The sequence below is a fragment of the Nocardioides thalensis genome (genome assembly GCF_013410655.1).
Classification (GTDB): domain Bacteria; phylum Actinomycetota; class Actinomycetes; order Propionibacteriales; family Nocardioidaceae; genus Nocardioides; species Nocardioides thalensis.
Genome location: NZ_JACCFP010000001.1, coordinates 142,180 through 166,407, shown reverse-complemented (window position 1 = coordinate 166,407; position 24,228 = coordinate 142,180). Strand labels below are relative to the sequence as shown.

The window sequence follows — 24,228 nt, the reverse complement described above, 5'->3', positions numbered from 1 at the left end:
GGCGCTCAGCCGCCGCAGCGGCAGGCGCCCAGCGCAGCGGCCGCGTTGTCCATCGCGGTCTGCGCCATCCCGGAGCGGGGCGGCGGCACCTTGTCGGCGATCAGCGCAAACACCATCAGGTTGCCGTCGAGATCGACCGCGACACCGGCGAGCGAGGTGACGCCGGTGAGCGTGCCGGTCTTGGCGCGGACCCGGCCGCGGCCCGGCGGCGCACCCTCCCCCATCCGGTCGGAGAGCGACCCGGTGTACGCCGCCACGGGGAGGCTGCTGATCACCGCGCGCAGGTCGGGGTGCTGGTCGTCGGCCGCGAAGCGGAGCACGTCGAGCAGCAGCTGCGGCGACATCAGGTTGTTGCGGGACAGGCCGCTGCCGTCGTACAGCACCGAGCCGCGCATCGGGACGCCGTTGGCCTCGAGCACCTTCTCGACGCCGCGCTGCCCTGCGTCGGACGACCCCTCGCCCACGGACGCGAGGCCGATGTGGCGCAGCAGCACCTCGGACGCCTCGTTGTCGCTGACCTCGATCAGCCGCTGCACGATCTGAGCGAGCGGCGGGCTCTCGACCTCCGCCACGTCCGTCGCCGACCCACCGGCGACCACGTGCGTCGCCGACCCGGCGACGGTGATGCCGTTGGTCTTCAGCGCCGCGGCGAACACGTTGGCGGCCGACAGCGAGGGGTCGGCCACCCGCCCGTAGCCGCTCGGGTCGCGTCCCTCGTCGACCCACAGCGCGGTGATCGGCGAGACCACGCCGTCGGGGACGTAGTCGGGCTCCCACTCGGGGTTCACCGCCGGGCCCGAGAAGAGGCTGTCGTCGTACCCGAGCCGCACCCGGGTGACCCCGTCGGCGCGCAGCTCGCGCGCGGTCCGCCGCGCAAGCGTGGCGATGTCGGCCTTCTCGGGGACGTACGTCGCCGGTGTCGACGTGCCCCAGAGCGCGTCCTGGCTGCTGAGCAGGAACGGGTCGCCGCCACCGACCAGCACCAGCTCGGGCGTCCGGCCGCTGCCCTGCAGCACGGTCGACGTCTCGAAGGTGTGCTCGGCACCGAGCAGGAACAGCGCGACGGCCGACGTCACGACCTTCGTCGTCGAGGCGGGCGTCGCGACCCCCTGGCCGAGGAGGTACGTCGCACCGCGCCCCTCCAGCGGCGCGACCGCGCCGATCACGTGCTTGCCGAGGTCCTTGTCGCCGAGGAAGCGGGCCACAGCGCGCTCGATCGCGGCGCGGTCGAGCGGTCCCCTCCCGTCGGCAGCGCGGGCCACCGCGGGCGGGGCGGGGTCGACCGGCGGGATGTCGACCTCGGGCGGCGGCGCGACGTCGGCGGGGTCGGCCGGCGGGTCGTCGTCACCGCGCAGCGCGTCGATCCAGTCCTCGGCGTACCCGAGCCGCCACGACACCGCGCCGGCGGCGACGAGGAGCACCACGAGCAGGGCGGCGAGCCACTTGAGCCAGCCGCGACGGCCGTGCTCCACGTCACTCCTGCCCACATCCACTCCCGTCTCGACTGCGCGATCGGGGCCATTGTGCGCGAGGATGTGCCCAGACAACCGATCGGGGCCGTTCGTGGGCTTCGGTCCCCGAGGCTGACGCGGAGGAAGAAGTGCTGGAGTTCGACGTGCTCGTGGAGATCCCCAAGGGGAGCCGCAACAAGTACGAGGTCGACCACGAGACCGGTCGGATGCGCCTGGACCGCTTCCTCTTCACCTCGACGATGTATCCCGCCGACTACGGCTACATCGAGGACACGCTCGGCCAGGACGGCGACCCGCTCGACGCGCTCGTGCTGCTCCAGGAGCCGACGTTCCCCGGCTGCCTCATCAAGTGCCGCGCTATCGGCATGTTCCGCATGACCGACGAGGCCGGCGGCGACGACAAGGTGCTCTGCGTGCCGTCCAACGACCCGCGCATGGAGCACCTCCGCGACATCAACCACGTGCCGAAGTTCGACCGGCTCGAGGTCCAGCACTTCTTCGAGGTCTACAAGGATCTCGAGCCCGGCAAGTCCGTCGAGGGCGCCGACTGGGTCGGCCGCACCGAGGCCGAGGCCGAGGTCCAGGCCTCCTTCGAGCGCTTCAAGAGCAACGGCGGCCACTGAGCCTCAGGCGCGCTTGACGCCTCTGAAGTAGGCGATCGCCCCGCTCCGGTCCAGTACGACGTCCGCGACCTGCCGGTCGTCGAGCCACCCGAGCAGCTGCTCGCCCGTGCAGCCCGGGCCGAGCAGCCCGGCCGCCCGCCCGACCGCGCGGATCGGGGCGTGCTGGATGCCGGAGTCGTTGAGCAGCGTGCTGCCGGTGAGCACCCCGCCGGGCTTCAGCACCCGCGCCACCTCGGCCACCGCGCGCTCCGGGTCGGGGAAGCAGTGCAGGCCGGTGAAGCTGACGACCATGTCGAACCAGCCGTCGTCCCACGGGAGGTCGCCCACGTCGGCGACCTGCGGCCGCACCTGGTCGGCGACGTCGCGGCGCTCGGCCGCCCGGCGGGTCCGTTCCAGCATCCGCTCCGAGATGTCCGCGGCGACGTACTCGACCCCCTGGCCGGGCTTCAGCCCGCGCAGCGCCACGCCTCCGCCGCAGGGAATGTCGAGGATCCGCGCTCCGGCCTGCTGGCGGCCGATCGCGGCCGTGGCGGCGTACAGCTTGCCGAGATCGCTCTGGAGGGCGAGCCGCCAGCCGAGGCCGCCGAGCCTGCGGTGCTCGACGGACCAGTCGTAGATGTGCGCCCACGCCGGGTCGTCGGACCAGCCACCGAGGCCGGGCACGTGCCGCAGCGCGATCATGCGTCGCTCCAGCTCAGCAGCTCCTCGGCGCGCAGCACCTCGCGCGGCACCCCGAACGCGGCCACCAGGTCGCCGGCGACGGGCCGCAGCCGGCGGCAGAGCGCGCCGACCTCGCGGGTGATCGCCTTCGACCGCTGGGTCGTCAGCCGGCCGTGCTCCATGAACCAGGCGCGGTCGGCCTCGATCGAGGACAGCGCGTGCAGATCGCACACCGCGTTGAGCGCGACCCTGAGGTCGCCGTCGGGCAGCGAGCGCACCTTGTCGATGAACGCCTCGAGCACTAGCCGCTCCACGTGCGCTCGGGCGGCGGAAATCACGTGGTCCTGCACGCGCGAGAACACCTCGCCGGGGTTCATGCCGGCGTCGACGCCGCGCTTCAGGCGCCGCGCCACGCCGCTGATCTGGTGCTCCTCGCGGAACTCGAACATCGCCAGGTGGTAGTCGGGGTCGAGCAGGCCGGCGTCCTGGTCCCACTCGTCGCCGCCCGGCAGCGCGTCCTTGATCGCCTCGAGCAGCTTGTGGGCGCGGGACTTCTCCAGCACCGTCTCGACCGCGAGCCCAGCGACGAACTTCACCATGCCGAGCTGGTCGAGGTCGGAGAAGTCGCTGGCGTAGTCGGTCAGCAGCCCCTTGGCCACGAGCTGGAGGAGGACGGTGTTGTCGCCCTCGAACGTGGTGAAGACGTCGGTGTCGGCCTTGAGTGCGGTGAACCGGTTGACGGCGAGGTAGCCCGCACCGCCACACGCCTCGCGGCTCTCCTGGATCGCGCGGGTCGCGTGCCACGTCGCGAGCGCCTTGGTGCCCGCGGCGCGGGCCTCCAGCTGGCGCCGGGTGACCTCGTCGGTCGTGATGCCGGAGAACACCTCGTGCAGCCGCGCGGTGAGGACCTCCTGCGCGAAGTGCAGCGCGTAGGTGCGCGCCACCAGCGGCAGCAGCCGTCGCTGGTGCATGCCGTAGTCGAGGAGCAGCTCCTCCTGCTCCTCCGAAGTCGCTTCGAACTGGCGGCGGCGGAGCCCGTACTCGACGGCGATCGTCAGCGCCACCTTGGCCGCGCTGATGCCCGCCGCGCCCACGCACACCCGGCCCTGCACGAGGGTGCCGAGCATCGTGAAGAAGCGCCGGTTGGGGTTCTCGATCTCGCTGACGTAGGTGCCGTCCTCGGTGACGTCGGCGAACTCGTTGAGCAGCGCCCCGCGCGGCACCCGCACCCCGCTGAACCGGATCCGGCCGTTGTCGACCCCGTTGAGGCCCATCTTCAGGCCGTCGTCGGTGATCTCGATCCCGGGCAGCACGGCGCCGCTCTCGTCGCGCAGGGGTACGACGAACGCGTGCACGCCGTGGCGCACGCCGGCCACGTCGAGCTGCGCGAAGACGACCGCCAGCCGCGCGTGGCGGGCCGCGTTGCCGATGTAGTCCTTGGTCGCCGCCGGCGTGGTCGTCTCGATCACGAACTCGTCCGTGTCGGGATCGAAGGTCGCGACCGTGCCGAGCGCCTGCACGTTGCTGCCGTGGCCGGTCTCGGTCATCGCGAAGCAGCCCAGCAGCTCGCCCTTGATCAGCGGCTCGAGGTAGGCGTCGTGGTGCGCCTTGGTGCCGAGCATCAGGATCGCGCCGCCGAAGAGGCCGAACTGCACGCCGACCTTCACCAGCACGGACAGGTCGCCGAACGCGAGCGTCTCGAACGCCGCCACCGACGCCCCGATGTCCCCGCCGCCGCCGTACTCCTTGGGGAAACCGAAGCCGGTCTGGCCGGTCGCCGCGACCTCCACGACCACGTCCTTGACGCGCTCGCGGAACTCCTCGCGGGTCATCGTCTCGGCGTCGCTCAGGACCGAGGAGTACGCCGCCAGCTGCTCGCGCACCGCCGCGCGGATCTCGCCGTACTCGCCGTCGAGCACGTCCGCCAGCGCCGGAACGTCGACTGTGAGCGGCGGCACCTCGGTCTCGGCCTCGACGGTCGGGGTCTCTGCACCGGTGACTTCGTCAGTGGACGACATGACAAGAACCTAGTGCCTGGCGGTCAGGGCCTCGCGAAGTGCGTCGGGGGGATCCAGTAGTACATCGACTCCTCCGTCACCGGCCGGCCGGTGCGCGGCGCGTGGATGATCATTCCGTCGCCGGTGTAGAGCGCGACGTGGAAGATCCCCGAGGAGCTGCTCGACGAGCTCCAGAACACCAGGTCGCCCGGCCGCAGGTCGTCGACCGAGATCGGCGTCGACTGCTGGTACTGCGCGACCGAGTAGTGCGGCAGCGCGATCCCGCCGGCGGCCCAGGCGCCCATCGTCAGGCCCGAGCAGTCCCACGAGCCCGGACCCTCGGCACCCCAGACGTAGGGCTCGCCGAGCTGGGCGCGGGCGAACGCGATCGCCTCGGCTGCCCCGGCGTCGGCCGGCGGGGCCGGCTCGTCGGTGTCGTCACCGGTGTCGCCGTCCGGCACCTCCGCGTCGGGCTCGTCGGCACCGTCGCCGGGGTCGTCGGTGTCGGGCTCGTCCTGCTGCTCCTGCTCCAGCTGCTCGCGCTCCTCCTCGAGCCGCTGCGCCTCGAGCGCAGCCTGCCGCTCCTCGGCGAGGTCGATGCTGATTCCCTCGAGCCGGGCGAGGCGGCGGATCAGCTCCTCCTTCTCGCCGGCGATCGACGCGGCGGCGGCCGCGGCCGCGTCGGCGGCCGACTGGGCGGCGGCGTGCGCCTCGCGCGCCCGGTCCTCCGCCGCGGCGGCGTCGTCCGCGGTGTCCTCGGCCTCCTGCTCGGCGGCGTCGGCCTCGTCGGCGGCGACCAGGTAGTCGTCGCGCTGCTCGTCGAGGCGCTCCTGCACCACGTCGGCGGCGACGCTGCGGTCGATGACCGAGCTCATGCCGTCGGCATCGAGGATCCCGTCGAGCGCATCGAGCTCCACCCCGGCGCCGTACGACGAGAGCACCGTCCCGCGGTAGGAGTCCTTCTGCTCCGCCAGCGCCCGGTCGGCCCGCCGCGACTCTCGCTCCGCGCGCTGCGCCGCGATCCGCGCCTGCTGCGCCCGGTAGCGCGCCCCGTTGTAGGCCTCCGCCGCCTGCAGCGCGGCGATCTCCGCGTTCGCGAGCTCGGCGTTCGCGGCGTCGAGCGCGGCCTGGATCGAGTCGACGTCGTCGGCGGCGAGCCGGGCCTCGTCGCGGGCGTCGCGGACCTCGGCCCGGCTCGGCGGGTTCGGGTCGCCGGGATCGGCCTGGGCGCCGGGGATGACGGCGGCAGCAGCCAGCGTCAGGGCAAGCAGGACAGACGGCAGCGCGCGGCGCACAGGGAGCTCCTGTTTCGTCGAGGTCAGGTCACGAGCCCCGGCACGACTTCCCCATCACCCGGAGCAACTCGTGGAACGCTAGGCCACTTTCGTCACATTGGGAACAGAAAGAAACAGAAATCTCAGAAGTATCGGCGTGTCGGCTTGCGAACTACATCGATGTAGTTCTCGCGGATGGCGGTGGGCGCCCTTCGCTCCGCGTCAGTCCGCGTCGACGGGCACCTTCGAGGTGGTGGTCGTGGGGTGCGTGCGGAGCCCGCCTCTGTCCAGGCCGAACTTCTGCCCGCTGGCGATGCCGCCCACGTAGAACGAGATGATCGCGATCGCCACACCGGCGATGTCGTCGGCGACGTAGTGCCAGCCGAAGTAGAGCGTCGCCACCACGGTCAGCGCGAAGTTGATCCACACGATCCAGTTGAGGGTCTTCGAGCGCAGCGTGTACTGCACCATCAGCGCCAGCAGGAGCGTGATCGCGCAGTGCAGGCTGGCGAAGCCGGCGACCGAGTTCACGATCTCGGTCTGGGTGGGGTCGTTGAGGATCTGTCCGCGCGCGTTGGCGATCGAGTTCATCAGGTCGGTCGTCGCCGTGTGGTCGAGGCCCTCGAAGTCCCCGGGCCGCTCGATGCCCGGCCCGACCGTCGGCAGCAGGTAGTAGGACAGCGTCCCCAGCGACCAGCAGAGGCACTGCGACGTCACGAACCAGTAGCCGTAGGAGAGGTTGCGCGACCAGACCAGCCACAGGGTGACGCCGATCGGCACCATCGGCAGGAAGAAGAGGTAGATCGGCGACAGGATGTTGGCGGTGAGGTTCGTGCCCAGCAAACCGTGCAGCACGTCGGACGGCTCGTGCCCGAAGAACAGCACCTTGTCCATGATGTGCAGCTCCCAGTCGTACTCCAGGGGGCTGACGTGGTCCGGATCGGGATCGGTGTCCCGCACGAACGGCAGGTTGGACTTGAGGTTCCGGTAGCTGACGTAGGTGACGTAGAAGGAGACGATCCCCAGCGCGACCAGGATGATCCGCTCCTTGTCCCAGTGCTTCCTCAGCCGCTCCTGGGCCAGCGGCCAGAACCGGCCGGGCAGGCCACGCGAGAGCCACAGCGTGCGCGGGACGATGTCGAGAGCGAGGGCGAGCAGCAGCAGGAGCGGCAGCCGGACCCACGACGGCCCGAGGAAGCTGCCCTCGGGGTCGAGGAGCGGACGGTCGTACTTGACCGAGACGAACACCGCGAGCCCACCCATGATGAGCGCCGTGGCGATCAGGAGGGTATAGGCGCGGCGGTACACCCGCGACAGTCTAGGGAGTCACGTCAGATCATTTCCCCCGGGTTTCGGGGAGTATGGCGAGGCGCACACGATCGACCCGCAGGCTGACAGTCTCGCCGGCCTCCGGAAACCATCCGGCCGTCCCGACCGCGGGCAGCTCGCCGATCCCGGCGACGTCGACGACGAGCCGCAGCTCGTCCGGCGTCGGCTGCACCGACACCACCCGCCCCGTCAGGCCGCCCGCACCGTGGTCCCGCGCCGGTAGGGCCGTCACCGCGGAGCGCCGTACGGCGACCCGTCGAGTTGTGCCTGATGGTTCGCCGAGTCCGCCCTCATGGTCGGTCGAGTCGGACGTGGTGGTCGGCGCGCGAACCACCGATGACGATTCGGCGGACCATGAGGGCGGATTCGACATCAGGCGATCAGCGGCCGGCCCCTCCAGCACCGCGGCGTAGCCGAGGAAGAGGGCGGTCTCGGGGTCGGCGGGGGCAGCCCACACCTCGGCGGTGGTGCCCTGCTGTACGACGCGGCCGGCGCGCATCACCGCCAGCCGGTCGGCGATCGTGAACGCCTCCTCCTGGTCGTGGGTGACGAGCAGCGCGGTGGTGCCGGCCTCGCGGAGGATCCGGCGCAGGTCGGCGGCGAGCCGCGTGCGCAGCCCGGCGTCGAGGGCGCTGAGCGGCTCGTCGAGCAGGAGCAGCCGGGGCTCGGCAGCGAGCGACCGGGCGAGCGCGACCCGCTGCCGCTCCCCGCCGGAGAGCGTGCGGGGCAGGCGGGCGCCGTACCCGCCGAGTCCGACGAGCTCGAGCAGTTCCTCGACCCGGGTCGCCGTCTCCGCGCGGGAGACGCGCCGCAGCCGCAGGGCGTAGGCGACGTTGCGCGCCACCGTCAGGTGGTCGAAGAGCTGGCCGTCCTGGAACATCAGCGCGAAGCCGCGGCGGTGCGTCGGGACGCCGGCGAGGTCCTGCCCGGCCCAGGAGACCCGTCCCGACGACAACGGCTCGAGGCCCGCGACGGCGCGGAGCAGCGACGACTTCCCGCACCCGGACGGCCCGACCACGGCCAGCACCTCGCCGTCGGGCAGGCTCAGGCTCACGTCGTCGACGGCGCGCACGCCGTCGAAGGACACCGAGGCCGACGAGACCTCGAGAGCAGCCGTCACCACGTGCCCACCCCCGGCACCCGGACCCGCTCGACGAGGAGCACCACCAGCGCGGTCACGGCGGCGAGCACGACGGACGCGGCCATCGCGGTGCCGTAGTTGAGCTCGCCGGGCTGGCCGATGAGACGGAAGATCACCACCGGCAGCGTCGGGACCTCCGGCCGCACGATGAACGACGTCGCGCCGAACTCCCCGAGCGACACCGCGAAGCAGAAGCCCGCCGCGGCGAGCAGCGGCCGCCACACGACCGGCAGGTCCACCGTGAGTACGGCGCGCAGCGGGCCGGCGCCGAGCGACGCGGCGGCCTGGCGCTGCCGGTCGTCGATGCCGCCGAGCACCGGCACCAGGGTGCGCACCACGATCGGCAGCGCGACCAGCGCCTGCACGACCGGCACGAGCAGCGGGCTCGACCGCAGGTCGAGCGGCGGCTCGTCGAGGGTGATCAGGAAGCCGAAGCCGAGCGTCACCGCCGAGACCCCGAGCGGCAGCATGAACAGCGCGTCGAGCGCACCGCGCGCGGTGCGACCGGTGCGGGTGCGCACGCGGCGCGTGACCACGAACGCGACGACCAGCCCGAGCAGCAACGACATCCAGGTGGCGTCGACGGCGATCCGCAGCGAGTTGGTGAGCGCCTCGGTGACCGGCACCCGGAACAGCCCGTCGCCGAGCCCGCCGCCGACGTCCTCCCCCGTGCCCGTCATCGCCCGGTAGAACGCGAGCGTCCAGCGGCCGTCGTCGCGCACGGACCCGAGCACCAGCCCGGCGATCGGCGCGGCGACGGCGACCAGGGTGACGGCGGTGACGAGCACCGCGGGCAGGTCCGACGCCCGCGGACGCGCCGGAGCCGCCAGCGCGCGCCGTACGGTCGGGTCCGGCACGGCCCGCAGCCGGCCGGCGAGCACGAGGAGCGCGACGACCGCGAGCAGCTGCACGAGCGACAAGGCCGCCGCGGCGGGCAGGTCGAGCAGCTGGGTGGTGAGCAGGTAGATCTCGGTCTCGACCGACGCGTAGCGCACCCCGCCGAGCGTCAGCACCACGCCGAACGCGGTCGCGCAGAACAGGAACACCACGCTCGCCGCCGAGACGATCGCCGGACGAAGCGCCGGCAGGGTGACCGTCCACAGCACCTGCCGCGGCGTCGCGCCGAGGGCGGCCGCGGCGTCGGCGGGCCGCCGGTCGAGGCCCTCCCACGCGACGCCCGCCGTCCGGATCACGACGGCCACGTTGAAGAACACCAGACCCGCGATGATCGCCGCCGGCGTGCCGTCGAGACCGAGGAAGCCCAGCGGGCCGGACTCACCGAGCAGCTCACGCATCGCCACGCCGACGACCACCGTCGGCAGCACGAACGGCACCAGCATCAGCGCCCGCACCAGGCCACGCCCCGGGAACGACAACCGGTGCAGCACGTACGCCGCCGGGAGCCCCAGTGCCACGGACACCGCTGTCGCCGTGGCACTCGTCCAGACCGTGAACCACACGACCCGGCCGGTGCGCGGCCGCGCCAGCACGTCGACGACCGCACCCGGCTCGAACCGCCCGTCCACCCACAGCCCGCGCTCCAGCATCCCCGCCACCGGCAGCACGAAGAACACGGCGAACACCGCCACCGGCACGAGCGCCAGCGCGACGAAGGCAACCCGGCGCATCATGCGAACGCGCCGGCCCGGATCCGACGGAACCCGACGGCCGGGCGATTTCGCGACGACGCGCCGGCGCCCCGACCCCCGCGGCGCGCAGCCACGGAGCGCCGCCGCGCGGCGGAGCGAGCAAGCCCGGCCGGCGGGTTCCCGCGGATCCGGGCCGCCACGGGCGACACCACCTTCTCCAGACCACGTCCGGAGGTTTCGAGGCTCGTCGCTAGCGCTCCTCGCACCTCAACCACCGGACGGCTCACCGGGTGACGACGTCGGTCCATTCCTGCAGCCACTCCTGGCGCATCGAGGCGACCTCCGCCGGGTCGACCTCCTCCGTCTCCTCCGGCTGTACGGCGTGCGCGGCCCAGTCCTTCGGGAGCCGCGCCGAGTCGTCGACGGGGAAGACGTACATGCTCGTCGGGAGCGCCGCCTGCACCTCGGGGCTCAGCAGCCAGTCGACGACGGCCTGCGCGCCCTCCGGGTTGGCGGCACCCTCGAGCACGCCGGCGTACTCGACCTGCTCGAAGCAGGTGTCGAGCAGCGCGCTCGTGGTGCTGTCGCCGCCGCCCTTCGGCACGGTGAAGGCCGGGGAGGAGTCGTAGGACAGCACGATCGGCCGGTCGCCGCCGGAGAACGTGAAGTCGACGTAGTAGGCGTCCTCCCAGCCCTTCACGACCTTCGCACCATTGGCCAGCAGGTCCTCCCAGTAGCCGAGCCAGTCGTCGCCGAAGTGGCCGATCGTGGCGAGCATGAAGGCCAGGCCGGGCGTGCTCGTGGTCGCGCCGGGGGTCACGAAGAGATCCTCGTAGGCCGGGTCGGCGAGATCCTCGAACGTCGCCGGCGGCTCGAGGCCCTCGTCGGCGAACCACTTCTCGTCGACGTTGACGCAGACCGACGCGTGGTCGATCGGCGTCAGCGCGCCCTCGACGTCGCCGGGCAGCCGCTCGTCCTCGGCGCCCTCGGGCAGCTCCGGCGCGTACGGCGTGAACACGCCCTGGTCGAGTGCGCGCGACGCGAAGGTGTTGTCGATGCCGAACGCGACGTCGCCGAGCGGGTCGCCCTTCGTGAGCACCAGCTTGTTGGTGAGCTCGCCGCCGTCGCCGGCGGGCGACTGCACCAGCGTGTAGCCGGTCTCCTGCTCGAACCTCGCCACCAGCTTCTTCGGCAGCGAGAACGAGTCGTGCGTGACGAGCACGACCTCGCCCGTGCCGGCGGGCGAGTCGGGCGTGCTGCCGCCGGCCTCGTCCTCGGCCCGATCGTTCTCGCCGCTCAGCGAGCACGCGCCCAGGAGGAACGTGGACGCGAGGACTGCAGACGCAATGGTCTTCATGCTGACTCCCTTCGCCGGTGCTAGCCGGATCAGGTTCGGAGGGTCTGCGGCGGTTCCGCACTCTCAGCCCGCACAGCGGGCTCCCCTGTCTTGTGCTCCCAGACTAATGCGCTCGGTAGACGACCCCGTCGGCGGTCTCGTCCGCGACCGCCTCGCCGCGGGCGACGAGCAGGTCGAGGTGGGCCTTGGTCTCCATCGCCGCCATGCCCCGGTTGAAGAGGTCGAGCTCGTCGTAGGACCGCTCGTGGCGGGTCCAGCCCAGGTCGGTGGCCACGACGGCGGCGTACGACGGACCGCGCCGGCGCAGCGACTCCCGGCAGCGCACCAGCCGGTCCTCGTGGTGGGCGAGCAGCTCGTCGACGCGCGCGTGCGAGGACGGCGCGACCGGCCCGTGGGCCGGCAGGATCCGCAGGTCGGGCAGCGACCGCACCTTGGTCAGCGAGGCCATGAAGTGCCCGAGCGGGTCGGGCTCCGCCGGGACGGTGAAGCCGATCGACGGCGTGATCGTGGGCAGCACGTGGTCGCCGGCGAACAGCAGCCCGTCGGCCCGGTCGGCGAAGACGTAGTGCCCCGGCGTGTGGCCGGGGGTGTGCACCGCGTCGATCGTGCGGCGCCCGACGACGACCTCGTGATCGCCGGCGAGCCACGTGTCGGGGAACTGCCAGTCCTTCGGGTCGGGCAGGTCGGCGTCGGTCCGGCCGGCGGTCCAGGCCTCGGCGACGTCGGCCGCACCCGCGGAGCGCAGCACGACCGCGAACGGGTTCTCCGTGACCTCGCCGCGCCCGGAGGCCTGGAGCAGCTCCAGTGCGGGCTTCTCGCCCTCACCGAGGGCAACCTCGGCGCCGTACTCCTGACCGAGCACGCTCGCCATCGTGAAGTGGTCGCGGTGCACGTGGGTGACGAGGAACCGCCGGATGTCGCCGAAGCCCGAGCCGATCGAGCGCAGGCAGCTGTCGAGCAGCTCCCGCGCGACCGGGATCGCCCAGCCGCCGTCGATGAGCGTCAGCCCGTCGTCGCTCTCGACGACGTAGACGTTGATCGCACGGAGTCCGTCCATCGGCAGCGGCAGCGGGATCCGGTGGATCCCGGGCGCGACCTGCCACGCGCCTTCGGCTGTCCAGTGCTCGCCGGAGTCGGGCGAGACGGCGTGGGCGGTGCTGACTCCTCCTGATGTCACCCGGCCGACCTTAGGGGCCGACCGGTTCCGGCGACTCCGTGGGCTGGAGGTCGGGGAGCTTGAGGTCGAGGTTGGGCACCTGGATGCCGCCGTCGACCTCGAGCATCTTGCCGGTGAGGAACTGGCCCGCTCGCGAGGACAGGTAGACCACCGCGGCCGCGATGTCCTCCGGCTCGCCGAGCCGGCCGAGCGGCGTCTTGCCCTCCATCTCGTCGCGCACCTCGGGCACGCCGGCGACGAACTCGAGCGCGCTCGTCAGCACCGAGCCGACGTAGATGCCGTTGACCCGGATCCGCGGCGCGAGGTCGGTGGCGGCGAGCCGGCTCCAGTGGGCCAGCGCCGCCTTGGCCGTGCCGTAGGCGACGTAGCCGCGGTCCGCCGTACGGCCCATCATCGAGCTGATCGACGTGATCGACTTCTGCCGAGGCTCCTCGTCGGTGTCCATCGACGCGAGCATCAGCGGCACGGCGGCGCGGGTGAGGGCGTGCGCCGTGCTGACGTTGAAGTGGAACGCCTCCTCGAGGTAGGCGACGTCGGTGTCGAGGAACGCGTTGGGGATGGTGCCGCCGACGTTGTTGACGACGATGTCGAGCCGGCCGAGCTCGTCGTACGCACGCTGCGCCAGGCCCGCGACCTCCTCGGTGTGCGCGAGGTTGGCGGGTACGACGACCGCACGCCGGCCGACCGCCTCGACCCGGGCCGCCACCTCCTGGAGCTGCGACTCGGTGCGGGAGGAGATGACGACGTCGGCGCCGGCCTCCGCGAGCGCGACCGCGGTCGCCGCCCCGATGCCCCGGCCCGCGCCGGTGACGATCGCGACGTGGTCGGTGAGGGTGAAGCGGTCGAGGATGCTCACCGGGCGCCTCCCGTGCCGGTGACGAGACCGCGACCCGTGACCAGCGGCAGGTCCAGCGGCGTGACGAGGCCGGGCTTCGCAGCGACGACGGCTGGGATCGCGTTGATCAGGCGCTGGGCGGTCACGATCATCCCGGACACGTTGTGGTCGCCGTGCTCGCCGTGGTGGGTGAAGTCGACCTTCATCATCGGCTCGCCCTCGATCTCGACGCGGTAGCAGCCGTCGCCCTCGAGCGGCCGCGCCCAGTCGGGGTCGCTCGCTGCGTCGGTGCGGGTGACGTGCTCCAGCGTGACCCGCGGGACGCCGTCGACCGTGCCGACGACCTGGAAGCGGACCGAGCCCATCGTCCCCTCCTCGATGTCGACCGACGCGGTGGAGATCGAGCGCCCGGCCGGCCGGCGCTCGACGTGCTCGACGAGCGGCTCGTCGAGGGTGACGTCGAGGCCCGCGGCGATCAGGCGGACCACCGGGCCCCACGCGGTGGAGAGGATGCCGGGCTCCCAGAGCATCGGCTTGGCGTCCATCGGCTGCCCGAACCCGAACAGGTCCTTCATGACGACCGGCTGGTAGTAGGTGGAGTAGTCGGCGATCTCGCTGACCTTGACGTGGTCGATCCGCTGCGAGAGCGAGGTCATGACCAGCGGCAGCACGTCGTTGGCGAAGCCCGGGTCGATGCCGTTGACGTGGAGGCTGGCGTTGCCCTGACGGCCCGCCTCGTCGATCTCCTCGATCATCTCCGCCGGCAGCGTGCCGTCGCGGTGCACCAGGATCACCGGGCCGCTCGACACCACGTTGACGCCGTCGCGGATGAGCGCGGTGAGGTCGGCGATCGACTCGAAGACGCGGTCGTCGGTCATCGCGCCGTGCACGATGCAGTCGGGCGCGAGCGCGACCAGCTCGTCGCGGTCGGTGGTCGCCTTGACGCCGAGCTCGCGGCCGAGGCCGGCGAGCTCGCCGGCGTCCTTGCCGTGCTTCTCGGGCGTCGACGTCCACACGCCGACCAGCTCGAGGTCGGGGTGCGCGTCGACGCCGGCGATGGCGTGCCGGCCGATCGTGCCGGTGGACCAGACGACGACGCGGAGGGGCTTCTCGGGGATGACCTGCGACATGCAGGTCAATGTAGAACAGGTTCTAGTTCGGCGGAAGGGTGTTGCTCAGGTCGCCGTGACCGCCGGGACCGGGATGACCCGCTCCGGCTCCCACTCCGGGCAGCTGGTGCCGGAGTAGATCGTCGGCATGCAGCGGTTGCAGTGGATGCAGATCCCGGAGGTCACCTCGCCAGTCTGCATCCGCAGGAGCAGGTCGGGCTCGCGCAGCAGCGCGCGCCCCATCACCACGAAGTCGAAGCCCTCCGCCATCGCCTGTTGCATCGTCGCGACGGTGTTGACGCCGCCGAGCAGCATCAGCGGCACCGACAGGCCCTCGCGGAAGCGCAGCGCCTTCTCGCGGAAGTAGGCCTCCTCGAACGGGTAGGACTTCATGAAGCCCTTGCCCACCGGCGTGCGCATCCCCCACCGCACGATCGCGGGCATCGCGGCCGCGAACTCCTTCACCGGCGCGCCCCCGCGGAAGAGGTACATCGGGTTCATCAGCGAGGAGCCGCCCGAGAGCTGGAGCGCGTCGAGGTGGCCGTCGGCCTCCAGCAGCTGCGCGAACTCCAGGCCGGTCTCGGTCGTCACGCCGCCCTTGAAGCCGTCGCTCACCGACACCTTGGCGGTGACGGCGCAGGCGTCCCCGACCTCCTCCCGTACGGCGCGCGCGACCTGGCGTCCGAGCCGGGCACGACGCTCGAGCGGCCCGCCCCACCGGTCGCGGCGGCGGTTGAGCCCCGGGGCCAGGAACGACGAGATCAGGTAGGAGTGCGCCATGTGCAGCTCCAGCACGTCGAAGCCCGCGCGCACGAGCGTGCGGGCCGCGTCGACGTACGCCTTCGTCACGCGGGTCAGGTCCTGCTCGGTCGCAGCGCGCACCATCTGCATCGACAGCGGGCTCGGCATCCGTGACGCGGCGATGCCGTGCACCCCGTTGGAGCGGCCGTTGGCGACCGGGCCGGCGTGACCGACCTGGCCCGCGATCGCGGCGCCCTCCTGGTGGACCGCGTCGGCGAGCCGCGCGAGGCCGGGCAGCGTGTCGTCGCCGACGACGATGACGTCCTTGTGGGTGCGACCCTCGGGAGCGACCGCGAGGTAGGCGACCGTCGTGATGCCGACGCCGCCGGCAGCGGGCGCGACGTGGTAGGCGATCAGCTCGTCGGTCACCTGGCCCTGCGGCGTCCGCCCCTCGAAGGTGGCCGCCTTCACGGTGCGGTTGCGCAGCCGCACCGGACCGAGGCTCACGGGGCTGAAGACGTCGGGGGTCACGACGGAAATGTAACGCGTTCTAGTTTCTCGTGTAGACGGGCAGTGTCGCAATTGGCAGAGTGCCAGTAACCTCGGGGCATGGCGAAGACGCTGTGGCGCGACCGCAACGACGCACTCGACCCGGACGCCGACTACGTCGAGATCGTCCGCAACCTGACGCTCTACGAGTTCACCTGGGACCTCACCCAGGCGCTCAGCTTCGCGCTCTTCCGCACCTACGCGGTGCCGAGCATCGGCCGCCTGCTCGACCAGACGCAGCAGTTCGCGCAGCACTGCCAGAAGCGGTACGACGACACCGCGCTGCTGCTCGAGGCACCGTTCGTGCACGGCTTCGACAGCCCGGAGGGGCGCACCGGCATCCGACGGATCAACCAGATGCACCGCATGTACGACATCAGCAACGACGACATGCGCTACGTCCTGTCGACGTTCGTTGTGGTGCCGAAGCGGTGGATCGACGCCTGGGGCTGGCGGCAGCTGACCGACAACGAGATCCGGGCGACCGTCAACTACTACCGCGAGCTCGGCAGCCGGATGGGCATCCGCGAGATCCCCGAGACCTACGACGGCTTCATGCACCTGATGGACGACTACGAGCGGCGGCACTTCGCCTTCGACGCCGGCGCCCGCCGCGTCGCCGACGCCACGCTCGCCCTCCTCGACGAGTTCTACCCGCGCCCGCTGCGCAAGGCGGTCAACGCGACCAGCCGGGCGCTGATGGACGAGCCGCTCCGCGAGGCCTTCCGGTACGACGACCCCGGTCCCCGCGTGCGCGCGGCGACGCGCGCCGGCCTCCGTGCCCGCGCCCGCCTGCTGCGGCTGCTGCCGAGCAAGCGGAAGCCGACGTACCTCCAGGACATGAACCGGATCCGCAGCTATCCCGGCGGCTACGACCTCGCCGAGCTCGGCACGTTCACGCCGTTCGGCGCTGCTGCTGCCGCGGGCTGCCCGGTGCCGCACGCGGCGACGGACGAGCGGCCGGCCGCGTCGACGGCCCCGACCACCGGGGCCTGACTGCCGCAAACCCTCCCTAGGGATGGTTTTGCCGTCCGCACGGCGGCAAGAGTCCCCCGCGGCGGCTCGGGTCCTGCCACGATGCCACCATCCACCTCGTCCCTGGAGGACTCATGCGCACCACCCCTGCCCCGTTCCGCCGCCTCGCCGCCGTCGCCGTGCTGGCGCTGGTCGCGACCACCGCTGCCGCGTGCGGCGACGACGAGAAGTCCGGCGACTCCGGCGACTCCGGCGACTCCCCGTCGGTGACCCAGGAGCAGCTCGACGCCGCCGCGCTCACCCTCGAGAACTTCACGGGCGACGACTGGGAGGAGGTGCCGCACGAGGACGACGAGGACAACGACTCCCCCGGCTGCTTCGGCGACATCGGCGACTCGATCGACGAGCTCGACCCGACGCTGGAGTCCAAGCACCAGTTCGAGGACAGCACGATCGGCCTACCGTCGGTGAGCCACGAGGTCCTCTACTTCGAGGACGAGGGCGCCATCACGGAGAAGTTCGACGAGGTCCAGGAGGGCCTCGCCTCCTGCACCGAGATCAACGAGACCAGCGACGAGGGCATCACCTTCGACGTCACGATCACCTCCGACGAGGAGCCGATCAGCGACGAGGTCGACGACCAGATCAACATCGTCATCGCCGGCACGATCACGCAGGAGGGCACCCCCAACAACATCAGCCAGCACGTGTCGATCTCCCGGATCGGCAACGTCCTGACCCAGGTCGGGACGCTCGACCTCGGTGACGAGTCGGAGATGCACGCCGGCCTCGCCCAGATCGCCGTCGACCGGCTGGTCGCCGCCCTCGCCGGGGAAGAGCCTGCGGAGACGGCTGCCCCGCCGGCGGCCTGATCAGGAGCCGAACTTCGGGGCGCGCTTCTCCAGGAACGCGGCGATCCCCTCACGCCCGTCCGGCGACCCGCCGAGCCGGCTGATCGAGGCGGCCTCCTTGCGGAGGGCGGTCTCGGGAGCCGGCTCGGCCACGTCGCGCACCAGGCGCTTGGTCGCGGCGAGCGCCTGCCCGGACCCGGCGAGCAGGTTGGCGACGACCTCGTCGGTCGCCGCGGCCAGCTCGTCGGCCGGCACGACGCGGGCGACCAGGCCGGCCGCGTGGGCCTCCGCAGCGGTGAGCAGGTCGCCGAGCAGAGCGAGCCGCAGCACCCGGTGCAGCCCGAGGGTGTGCACGAGCATGCTGCCGCCGCCGTCAGGACTGAGGCCGACCTTGGTGTAGGCGAGGCTGAACTTCGCGGTGTCGGCGGCGAGCACCACGTCGGCCGCGGCGGCCAGAGGGAAGCCGATGCCGGCCGCGGTGCCCTGCACCGCGCTCACCACGATCGCGTCGCCGCGCACCAGCTCGACGATCGTGCGGTGCGCCGCCTCCGCCAGCTCGAGGAGCATCGGCTCGAGCTCGTCGTCACCGGCCCGGCCGAACGACCCCAGGTCGCCGCCCACCGAGAAGAACCGGCCCTCGGCCGCGAGCACGATCACCCGCGCCCGGTCGGCCTTCGCCCGCAGCACCGCCTCGAACAGCTGCCGCCCCGACTCCGGGTGCAGCGGGTTGCCGGCGTCACCGTCGGCCAGCGTCACGCGGGCCGCGCCGTCGGCGTACTCGTAGCGGACGAAGTCGGTCATGAGGTCCTCCTCGGGACGTGGGGCGAGCGGCGGCGGCGCGGCGCGTGGGGTAACTCAGGCGAACTGGTCGTGGATCGTCGGCGGCAGCTCGAAGAGCGGGGCCCGCATCAGCTCGGCCCGACCGAGGGTGGCGAGGTGGGCCTCGTCGGGGCCGTCGAAGATCCGCATGGCGCGGTGCCAGGCCCACAGCTGCGAGAGCACGGTGGAGTCGCCGATGCCGGCGCCGCCGTGGAGCTGGATCGCACGGTCGATCACCGAGAGCACCGCGCGCGGTACGGCGACCTTGGCCTCAGCGATCAGGTGCCGGGCGGCCTTGTTGCCCTGGCTGTCGACGACGTACGCCGCGTGGTGGCACAACGCCCGCGCCTGGTCGAGCTCGATGCGGGACTCCGCGATCCGCTCGCGCACCGACGACTGCTTGGCCAGCGGGCCGCCGAACGCCTCGCGCGTCGTCGCGCGGCGCACCATCATCGCGAGCGCGCGCTCGCCGGCGCCCAGCGCCCGCATCACGTGGTGGATGCGGCCGGGCCCGAGGCGCATCTGCGCGGCGGCGAAGCCACCGCCCTCCTCGCCGAGGAGGTTCTCGACCGGCACCCGCACGTCGGTGAACTGCACGACGCAGTGGCCGTGCTGGTCGTGGTGGCCGAAGACGGGGAGCGAGCGCTGGATGTCGACGCCCGGGGTGTCGGCCGGGACGATCACCATCGACTGCTGGCGGTGGAGCTCGGCGGTCGGGTCGGTCTTGCCCATCACGATGAGCACGGCGCACCGCGGGTCGGCCGCGCCGGTGATCCACCACTTGCGCCCGTTGATGACGTACTCGTCGGTGTCGCGGTCGATCCGGGTCTCGATGTTGGTCGCGTCGGAGGAGGCGACGGCCGGCTCGGTCATCGCGAACGCGCTGCGGATGGCGCCGTCGAGGAGCGGCTTGAGCCACCGGTCCTGCTGGGCCGGCGTGCCGACGAGGTGGAGCAGCTCCATGTTGCCGGTGTCGGGCGCGGCGCAGTTGATCGCCTCCGGCGCGAGCTCGGGGCTCCAGCCGGAGAGCTCGGCGATCGGGGCGTACTCCAGCTGCGAGAGCCCGGACTCGTGGGGGAGGAAGAGGTTCCAGAGGCCGCGGGCGCGGGCCTTCTCCTTGAGCTCCTCCAGCACCGGCGGCGGCGTGTGGTCGGCCGGCCCGCGCTCGGCGCGGTAGGCGGCGTACGACGCCTCCGCCGGGAGCACCTCGTCGCGCACGAACGCGAGCATCGCGTCGTACAGCTCCTGCGCGCGGGCGCTGGGGGCCGGGTAGGCGGGATACATCGGCTGGTTCACGTCGTCATCACCTAGGTCGAGTCGTCGGGGTCCCCGCGGCGTTGTTCGTCGGAGGAGCGAAGCGGGGGAGACGAAGAACGTCGTGGGGTGGCTTCATGAAGCGCATGCTTCCGTGTCGGCCTCGGTCTCGTCACCCTCCCCCTGGTCGGCGACCTCCTTGACCTGCTCGGAGGTGAGCGCATATCCGGTCTCGGGGTCGGTCACGGAAGCCGCGAAGACCACGCCCGCGACGTCGCCCTCGGGCGTGACCAGCGGGCCGCCGGAGTTGCCGGGCCGCACCAGGCCGCGCACGGAGTAGACCTCGCGCAGCACGGTGCCGCTGCCGTAGATGTCGGGCGACCGCAGCGTCTGCTGCTGCCGGATCCGGCCGGGCTGTACGTCGAACGGGCCGTCCTGCGGATAGCCGACGATCGCGACCGGGTCCTCCGCCTCGGAGGCTCCACCCGCCTCGATGTCGAAGTCGAGCACGGGCGCGCTGCCGGTGTCGACGTCGAGCACCGCCAGGTCGAGCTCGGGGTCGTAGACGACGACCCGCGCCAGCTCGGTGCCCCCGTCGACCTGCACCTCGGGGTCGTCGACGCCGGCGACCACGTGCGCGTTGGTGATCACGCGGCCCGGCGCGTAGACGAAGCCGGTGCCCTCGACGCCGCGACCGCAGTCGTTGGCGCCGAGGATCTTGAGCACGCTCGACTCGGTGGCGGTGATCTCGGGATCGTCGAGGAGCCGCCGGGGGCCGGGGCCGACCTCGACGATGTCCTCGTCGGCGAACGGCTCGAGGTAGCGCGGGAAGAACCCTGTACCGACGACGTTGTTGAACGCCTGCAGCGCCGCCTGCGCCGCGTCGGGAAGCACCCCGTCGACCTTCTCGAGCACCGCGGAGTCGCGCACCTGCTCGGTGACGGCGCCGATCCGGGTGCCGGACACGGCGACGCCGAGGGCCCAGGCGACCAGGAGCACGGCGGCCGCGCTCAGCGCCGCGCCACCGACCGCGTCGAGGGCTCGCGCGGGTTGCCAGGTGATCTTCTCGCGGACCCGCGCGCCGGCGTACTGGAGCAGCGCCTGGCCGAGCGAGGCCGCCAGGATCACGATGAACAGCGCGCCGAGCGACACCCCGAGCGAGGGCGCCGCGTCGCCCAGGACCATCGGCGCCAGCCAGATGCCGAAGATGCCGCCGAGGAGCAGGCCGACCGTGGCGAACGCGCCCGTCACGAACCCCTGCCAGTAGCCCGAGAGCGCGTAGGCGGCGACGAGCAGCAGCAGCGCCCAGTCGAGGATGTTCACCTGTCGGCCTCCGGATCGTACGGCGGGGCCGGGGCGACGTCGTCGGGGTCGTCGGCGTCGTCATCGTCGTTCGGCTCGAGCAGGTCGAGCCCGTCAGCACCCTGGGCGCCCGCCTCGTGGCGGGCGACGAAGGCACGGTACTCGGCGAGCATGTAGTCGGGGAGGTCGTGCACCGGCGGGTCGTCGACCGGCGGCAGCCAGTCGAGCGCGGCGAAGAACCGGGTGATGATGCCTCCGGTGAAGCCCCAGAGGATGACGTCCTTGTCGTCGCCGATCAGGAAGCCCGGCCCCGCCCAGCCGCCGGGGTGGCGCACCTGGATGCGGTGGTCGGGGTCGACCAGCTCGCCGAGCGGCACCCGGTGGATCTCGTGCACCTCGGCGGGGCTCGCGACGCGGATCGGGCTCGGCTCGCGCCACCAGCCGAGGATCGTGGTGACCGCGAAGTTGGACGGCGGCAGCCACAGCTCGGGCAGCTCGCCGAACACCTCGACACCGGCCGGGTCGACGCCGATCTCCTCGTGCGCCTCGCGCAGCGCCGCCTCCACGGCGGTCTCTCCTGGGTCGATGGAGCCCCCGGGGAACGAGACCTGACCGGGGTGGGAGCGCATGTCGTGGGCGCGCTCGGTGAGCAGCAGGTCGCCGCCGATCGCGTCGCCGGGGTCGTCGCCGAACAGCATCAGCACCGCGCCCCGCCGCGGGTCGGAGCCCTCCGGCGGGAGGAACTGGCTGAGCTGGCGGCCCTCGATCGCGTCGGCCGCGTCGGCGACGGGCCGGAGCCAGGCGGGCAGCTGGTCGCGGGTCACGACCGTGCCCGCTCCAGGTCGATGTCGAGCTTGGCCTCGACCATGTCGACCACCTCGTCGAGGGACTCCTTGCCGCCGTTGGCCAGCTCGACGGATCCGTCCTCCTTGACGAAGACGAACTGCGGCAGCCCGACGATCGCGAGGTCGGTCTCGGACAACGCACCGCACGGGTCGGCGAGCGAGGGGTACGCCGTGCCGCTGGTCCGCGCGAGGTCGATGGCGGCCGCCGGGTAGCCGTCCTGCCAGTTGACTCCTACCACGGCGACCTGGTCGCCGTACCGTTCGTGGAACTCGGCGAGCGCCGGCATCTCCTTGATGCACGGCTCGCACCACGACGCCCAGAAGTTGATCACGGCCGGGCCCTCGACCGAGGAGAGCGTGGCCTCCTCGTCGGAGCCGAGGCACGGCAGCGCCACGTCGGGCAGGTCGGCGTCTCCCCCGCCCGGCGCGCAGTCGGGGACGCCGGCGGCCTCCCGGTCGGCCACCAGGTCCGAGGAGGTGACGTCGACCTCGCAGGCCGCTGCCGGGTCGTCGGAGCCGCAGCCGGCGAGCAGTACCGCGACCGCGAGCAGCGCCGTACCGGTCACCGCCCTCAATTGGGCCCCTCGGTGCGCACCAGCTTCTCCGCCTCGGCCGGGTCGGTGGGACCCGCGCCGTACGACGGGCACCAGCGCGCGACCGGGCAGGCGCCGCACGCCGGCTTCTTGGCGTGGCAGCGGCGGCGACCGTGCCAGATGAGGTGGTGGCTGAGCATCGTCCAGTCGGACTTGGGGAACAGCGCGCCGATCGCGTGCTCGGCCTTGACCGGGTCGGTCTCCTCGGTCCAGCCGAAGCGCCGGATCAGCCGGCCGAAGTGGGTGTCGACGGTGATGCCGGGGACGCCGAACGCGTTGCCGAGCACCACGTTGGCGGTCTTGCGGCCGACGCCGGGGAGGGTCACCAGGTCGTCGAGGCGGCCGGGCACCTCGCCGTCGAAGTTCTCGACGAGCGCGGCGCTCAGCTTGAGCAGCGCCTCGGTCTTCGCGCGGAAGAACCCGAGCGGCCCGACGATCGTCTCGAGGTCGACGCGGTCGGCGGCAGCCATCGCCGCCGGCGTCGGGTAGGCCGCGAACAGGGTCGGGCGCACTGCGTTGACCCGCTTGTCGGTGGTCTGCGCGGAGAGCACGGTGACCACGAGCAGCTGGAAGGCGTTGTCGAAGTCGAGCTCGCAGTGGGCGTCGGGATAGGTCTCTGCGAGCACCCGGTTGATCTTGCGAGCCCGGCGGACCAGCTGGGTGCGGGTCTCCTCCGCTCTCACCCCGGGGGTAGGCGTCACACTGGCCGGCACGCGGGCCAGCCTATGCGGTGCTCCCGACAGGCTCCCAGCGCACGGCCCGGCCGAGTGTGACGCGCGTCGCACTCACTCCCACAGCCTGTGGACAAGCCTGGGGACAACCGCGGGTCGGGTGTGGACGAAGGGCACCCTCCCAGCGGGGCCGCCTGCGGACGACGGCGACCTCCAGCGCGGCGCTGATGCTAGGTGTGAGGTGGCCCACTGGCTAGGATGCGTGCCGACCGCCCGTGTTCGCGGGTTGTCCCGGGGGAACCTGCTCAACAGCACCACGCGGCGCTGGGCCACCGGCAGCGCCGTACTCCGAGCCCTACCGATTCATCTGGAGGATCCGTGGACAACGACGTGCTCCGTCAGGCACCGCTGTTCAGCGCCCTGGACGACGAGGCCGCGTCCGCGCTGCGGTCGTCCATGTCCGAGACGCGGCTGCGCCGCGGGGAGGTGCTCTTCCACGAGGGCGACTCCGGCGACAAGCTCTACATCGTGCTTGACGGCAAGGTGAAGCTCGGCCGCACCTCGTCCGACGGCCGCGAGAACCTGCTCGCGATCCTCGGCCCCGGCCAGATGTTCGGCGAGCTCTCGCTCTTCGACCCCGGCCCGCGCTCCGCGACCGTCACCGCGGTCACCGACGCCGACTTCGCCTCGCTGTCCCACGAGGACCTGCTGCGCTGGCTCGAGGGCCGCCCGCAGGTCGCCCGCGGCCTGCTCGCGCAGCTCGCCGGCCGGCTGCGCAAGGCCAACGACGTCGTCGCCGACCTCGTGTTCTCCGACGTGCCCGGCCGCGTCGCCAAGGCGCTGCTCGACCTCGCCGAGCGCTTCGGCCGTACGGCGGACGACGGCGTGCACGTGCACCACGACCTCACCCAGGAGGAGCTCGCCCAGCTGGTCGGCGCCTCCCGCGAGACCGTCAACAAGGCGCTCGCCGACTTCGCCTCGCGCGGCTGGCTGCGGCTCGAGCCGCGGTCGGTCGTGATCATGGACATGGAGCGGATGACCCGTCGGGCTCGCTGAGCGCCCGAC

General features: G+C 72.3%; 22 protein-coding genes and 1 riboswitch. Of the genes, 4 read left to right on the top strand and 18 right to left on the bottom strand.

Features of this window, described 5'->3' with window-relative positions; all coding sequences use genetic code 11:
• Positions 1-5: 5 nt before the first annotated feature.
• Positions 6-1,472: a D-alanyl-D-alanine carboxypeptidase/D-alanyl-D-alanine endopeptidase gene (gene dacB, locus HNR19_RS00800; RefSeq protein ID WP_179666105.1), complete on the bottom strand. Its 1,467-nt coding sequence runs from the start codon at positions 1,470-1,472 to the stop codon at positions 6-8.
• Between the two features lie 131 nt (positions 1,473-1,603).
• Between dacB and HNR19_RS00795 the strand changes: the two genes are divergently transcribed.
• Positions 1,604-2,095 carry an inorganic diphosphatase gene (locus HNR19_RS00795; protein WP_179670008.1) on the top strand — a complete coding sequence of 164 codons (492 nt, stop codon included), beginning with the start codon at positions 1,604-1,606 and terminating at the stop codon, positions 2,093-2,095.
• A 3-nt stretch (positions 2,096-2,098) separates the two neighbouring features.
• Here HNR19_RS00795 and HNR19_RS00790 read toward each other — a convergent pair whose 3' ends face one another.
• The 11 genes from HNR19_RS00790 to HNR19_RS00740 all read right to left on the bottom strand — a co-directional run bounded on the left by HNR19_RS00790 (position 2,099) and on the right by HNR19_RS00740 (position 15,835).
• Positions 2,099-2,776 (bottom strand): class I SAM-dependent methyltransferase, encoded by a 678-nt coding sequence (locus tag HNR19_RS00790; RefSeq protein ID WP_179666104.1) that lies wholly within the window; start codon positions 2,774-2,776, stop codon positions 2,099-2,101.
• Complete coding sequence (locus HNR19_RS00785; protein ID WP_179666103.1) at positions 2,773-4,773, bottom strand: acyl-CoA dehydrogenase family protein; 2,001 nt, start codon at positions 4,771-4,773, stop codon at positions 2,773-2,775. The genes HNR19_RS00790 and HNR19_RS00785 overlap by 4 nt, the downstream gene beginning before the upstream one ends.
• Positions 4,774-4,796: 23 nt before the next feature.
• Complete coding sequence (locus tag HNR19_RS23055; RefSeq protein WP_179666102.1) at positions 4,797-6,047, bottom strand: NlpC/P60 family protein; 1,251 nt, start codon at positions 6,045-6,047, stop codon at positions 4,797-4,799.
• 201 nt (positions 6,048-6,248) lie between these two features.
• Positions 6,249-7,334 (bottom strand): phosphatase PAP2 family protein, encoded by a 1,086-nt coding sequence (locus tag HNR19_RS00775; protein WP_343046987.1) that lies wholly within the window; start codon positions 7,332-7,334, stop codon positions 6,249-6,251.
• A gap of 28 nt (positions 7,335-7,362) precedes the next feature.
• Entirely contained in the window at positions 7,363-8,478 is a 1,116-nt protein-coding gene (locus HNR19_RS00770) for an ABC transporter ATP-binding protein (RefSeq protein WP_343046986.1), read from the bottom strand.
• The gene (locus HNR19_RS00765; RefSeq protein WP_246303454.1) at positions 8,472-10,124 is read right to left on the bottom strand and encodes an ABC transporter permease; all 1,653 of its coding nucleotides are present in this window, start codon (positions 10,122-10,124) and stop codon (positions 8,472-8,474) included. The genes HNR19_RS00770 and HNR19_RS00765 overlap by 7 nt, the downstream gene beginning before the upstream one ends.
• A gap of 244 nt (positions 10,125-10,368) precedes the next feature.
• The gene (locus HNR19_RS00760) at positions 10,369-11,442 is read right to left on the bottom strand and encodes a thiamine ABC transporter substrate-binding protein (protein WP_179666100.1); all 1,074 of its coding nucleotides are present in this window, start codon (positions 11,440-11,442) and stop codon (positions 10,369-10,371) included.
• Positions 11,432-11,539, bottom strand: a riboswitch (TPP riboswitch). (Overlaps the previous gene by 11 nt.)
• A gap of 6 nt (positions 11,540-11,545) precedes the next feature.
• Positions 11,546-12,619 carry an MBL fold metallo-hydrolase gene (locus HNR19_RS00755; protein WP_179666099.1) on the bottom strand — a complete coding sequence of 358 codons (1,074 nt, stop codon included), beginning with the start codon at positions 12,617-12,619 and terminating at the stop codon, positions 11,546-11,548.
• Between the two features lie 10 nt (positions 12,620-12,629).
• Positions 12,630-13,475, bottom strand: a complete 846-nt coding sequence (locus tag HNR19_RS00750) for an SDR family oxidoreductase (RefSeq protein ID WP_179666098.1) — start codon at positions 13,473-13,475, stop codon at positions 12,630-12,632.
• Positions 13,472-14,584, bottom strand: coding sequence for an NAD(P)H-dependent amine dehydrogenase family protein (locus tag HNR19_RS00745; RefSeq protein ID WP_179666097.1), 1,113 nt, complete (start codon positions 14,582-14,584; stop codon positions 13,472-13,474). Before HNR19_RS00745 ends, HNR19_RS00750 begins: the two co-directional genes overlap by 4 nt.
• Positions 14,585-14,629: 45 nt before the next feature.
• On the bottom strand, positions 14,630-15,835 hold the full coding sequence (locus HNR19_RS00740) for an oxidoreductase (protein WP_179666096.1): 1,206 nt from the start codon (positions 15,833-15,835) through the stop codon (positions 14,630-14,632).
• 78 nt (positions 15,836-15,913) lie between these two features.
• On the opposite strand from HNR19_RS00740, the gene HNR19_RS00735 reads away from it, so the two are divergent.
• On the top strand, positions 15,914-16,849 hold the full coding sequence (locus tag HNR19_RS00735; protein WP_179666095.1) for an oxygenase MpaB family protein: 936 nt from the start codon (positions 15,914-15,916) through the stop codon (positions 16,847-16,849).
• 113 nt (positions 16,850-16,962) lie between these two features.
• Positions 16,963-17,700, top strand: coding sequence for a hypothetical protein (locus HNR19_RS00730; RefSeq protein WP_179666094.1), 738 nt, complete (start codon positions 16,963-16,965; stop codon positions 17,698-17,700).
• Here the strand turns inward: HNR19_RS00730 and HNR19_RS00725 are convergent, their stop codons facing one another.
• From HNR19_RS00725 to nth, 6 genes are all read right to left on the bottom strand, one after another.
• A complete protein-coding gene (locus HNR19_RS00725) occupies positions 17,701-18,480 on the bottom strand; it encodes an enoyl-CoA hydratase/isomerase family protein (RefSeq protein ID WP_179666093.1) in 780 nt (259 codons plus the stop codon). It lies immediately after the preceding gene.
• Between the two features lie 54 nt (positions 18,481-18,534).
• Entirely contained in the window at positions 18,535-19,794 is a 1,260-nt protein-coding gene (locus tag HNR19_RS00720; protein ID WP_343046985.1) for an acyl-CoA dehydrogenase family protein, read from the bottom strand.
• A gap of 93 nt (positions 19,795-19,887) precedes the next feature.
• Entirely contained in the window at positions 19,888-21,075 is a 1,188-nt protein-coding gene (locus HNR19_RS00715; RefSeq protein WP_179666092.1) for a MarP family serine protease, read from the bottom strand.
• Entirely contained in the window at positions 21,072-21,878 is an 807-nt protein-coding gene (locus tag HNR19_RS00710; RefSeq protein ID WP_343046984.1) for an NUDIX hydrolase, read from the bottom strand. The genes HNR19_RS00715 and HNR19_RS00710 overlap by 4 nt, the downstream gene beginning before the upstream one ends.
• Complete coding sequence (locus HNR19_RS00705; RefSeq protein ID WP_343047331.1) at positions 21,875-22,465, bottom strand: TlpA family protein disulfide reductase; 591 nt, start codon at positions 22,463-22,465, stop codon at positions 21,875-21,877. Before HNR19_RS00705 ends, HNR19_RS00710 begins: the two co-directional genes overlap by 4 nt.
• A 5-nt stretch (positions 22,466-22,470) precedes the next feature.
• Positions 22,471-23,205, bottom strand: coding sequence for an endonuclease III (gene nth, locus HNR19_RS00700; RefSeq protein ID WP_343046983.1), 735 nt, complete (start codon positions 23,203-23,205; stop codon positions 22,471-22,473).
• 336 nt (positions 23,206-23,541) lie between these two features.
• Here nth and HNR19_RS00695 point away from each other — a divergent pair, with 336 nt between their 5' ends.
• Positions 23,542-24,219, top strand: coding sequence for a Crp/Fnr family transcriptional regulator (locus HNR19_RS00695; protein WP_179666090.1), 678 nt, complete (start codon positions 23,542-23,544; stop codon positions 24,217-24,219).
• Positions 24,220-24,228 lie beyond the last annotated feature (9 nt).

Excerpts from the sequence above, each read along its gene's own strand:
- HNR19_RS00725 (WP_179666093.1), bottom strand. The coding sequence starts at position 18,480 with ATGACCGACTTCGTCCGCTACGAGTACGCCGACGGCGCGGCCCGCGTG.
- HNR19_RS00760 (WP_179666100.1), bottom strand. The coding sequence starts at position 11,442 with ATGAAGACCATTGCGTCTGCAGTCCTCGCGTCCACGTTCCTCCTGGGC.
- HNR19_RS00730 (WP_179666094.1), top strand. The coding sequence starts at position 16,963 with ATGCGCACCACCCCTGCCCCGTTCCGCCGCCTCGCCGCCGTCGCCGTG.
- HNR19_RS00765 (WP_246303454.1), bottom strand. The coding sequence starts at position 10,124 with ATGCGCCGGGTTGCCTTCGTCGCGCTGGCGCTCGTGCCGGTGGCGGTG.
- HNR19_RS00790 (WP_179666104.1), bottom strand. The coding sequence starts at position 2,776 with ATGATCGCGCTGCGGCACGTGCCCGGCCTCGGTGGCTGGTCCGACGAC.
- HNR19_RS00785 (WP_179666103.1), bottom strand. The coding sequence starts at position 4,773 with ATGTCGTCCACTGACGAAGTCACCGGTGCAGAGACCCCGACCGTCGAG.
- HNR19_RS00735 (WP_179666095.1), top strand. The coding sequence starts at position 15,914 with ATGGCGAAGACGCTGTGGCGCGACCGCAACGACGCACTCGACCCGGAC.
- HNR19_RS00745 (WP_179666097.1), bottom strand. The coding sequence starts at position 14,584 with ATGTCGCAGGTCATCCCCGAGAAGCCCCTCCGCGTCGTCGTCTGGTCC.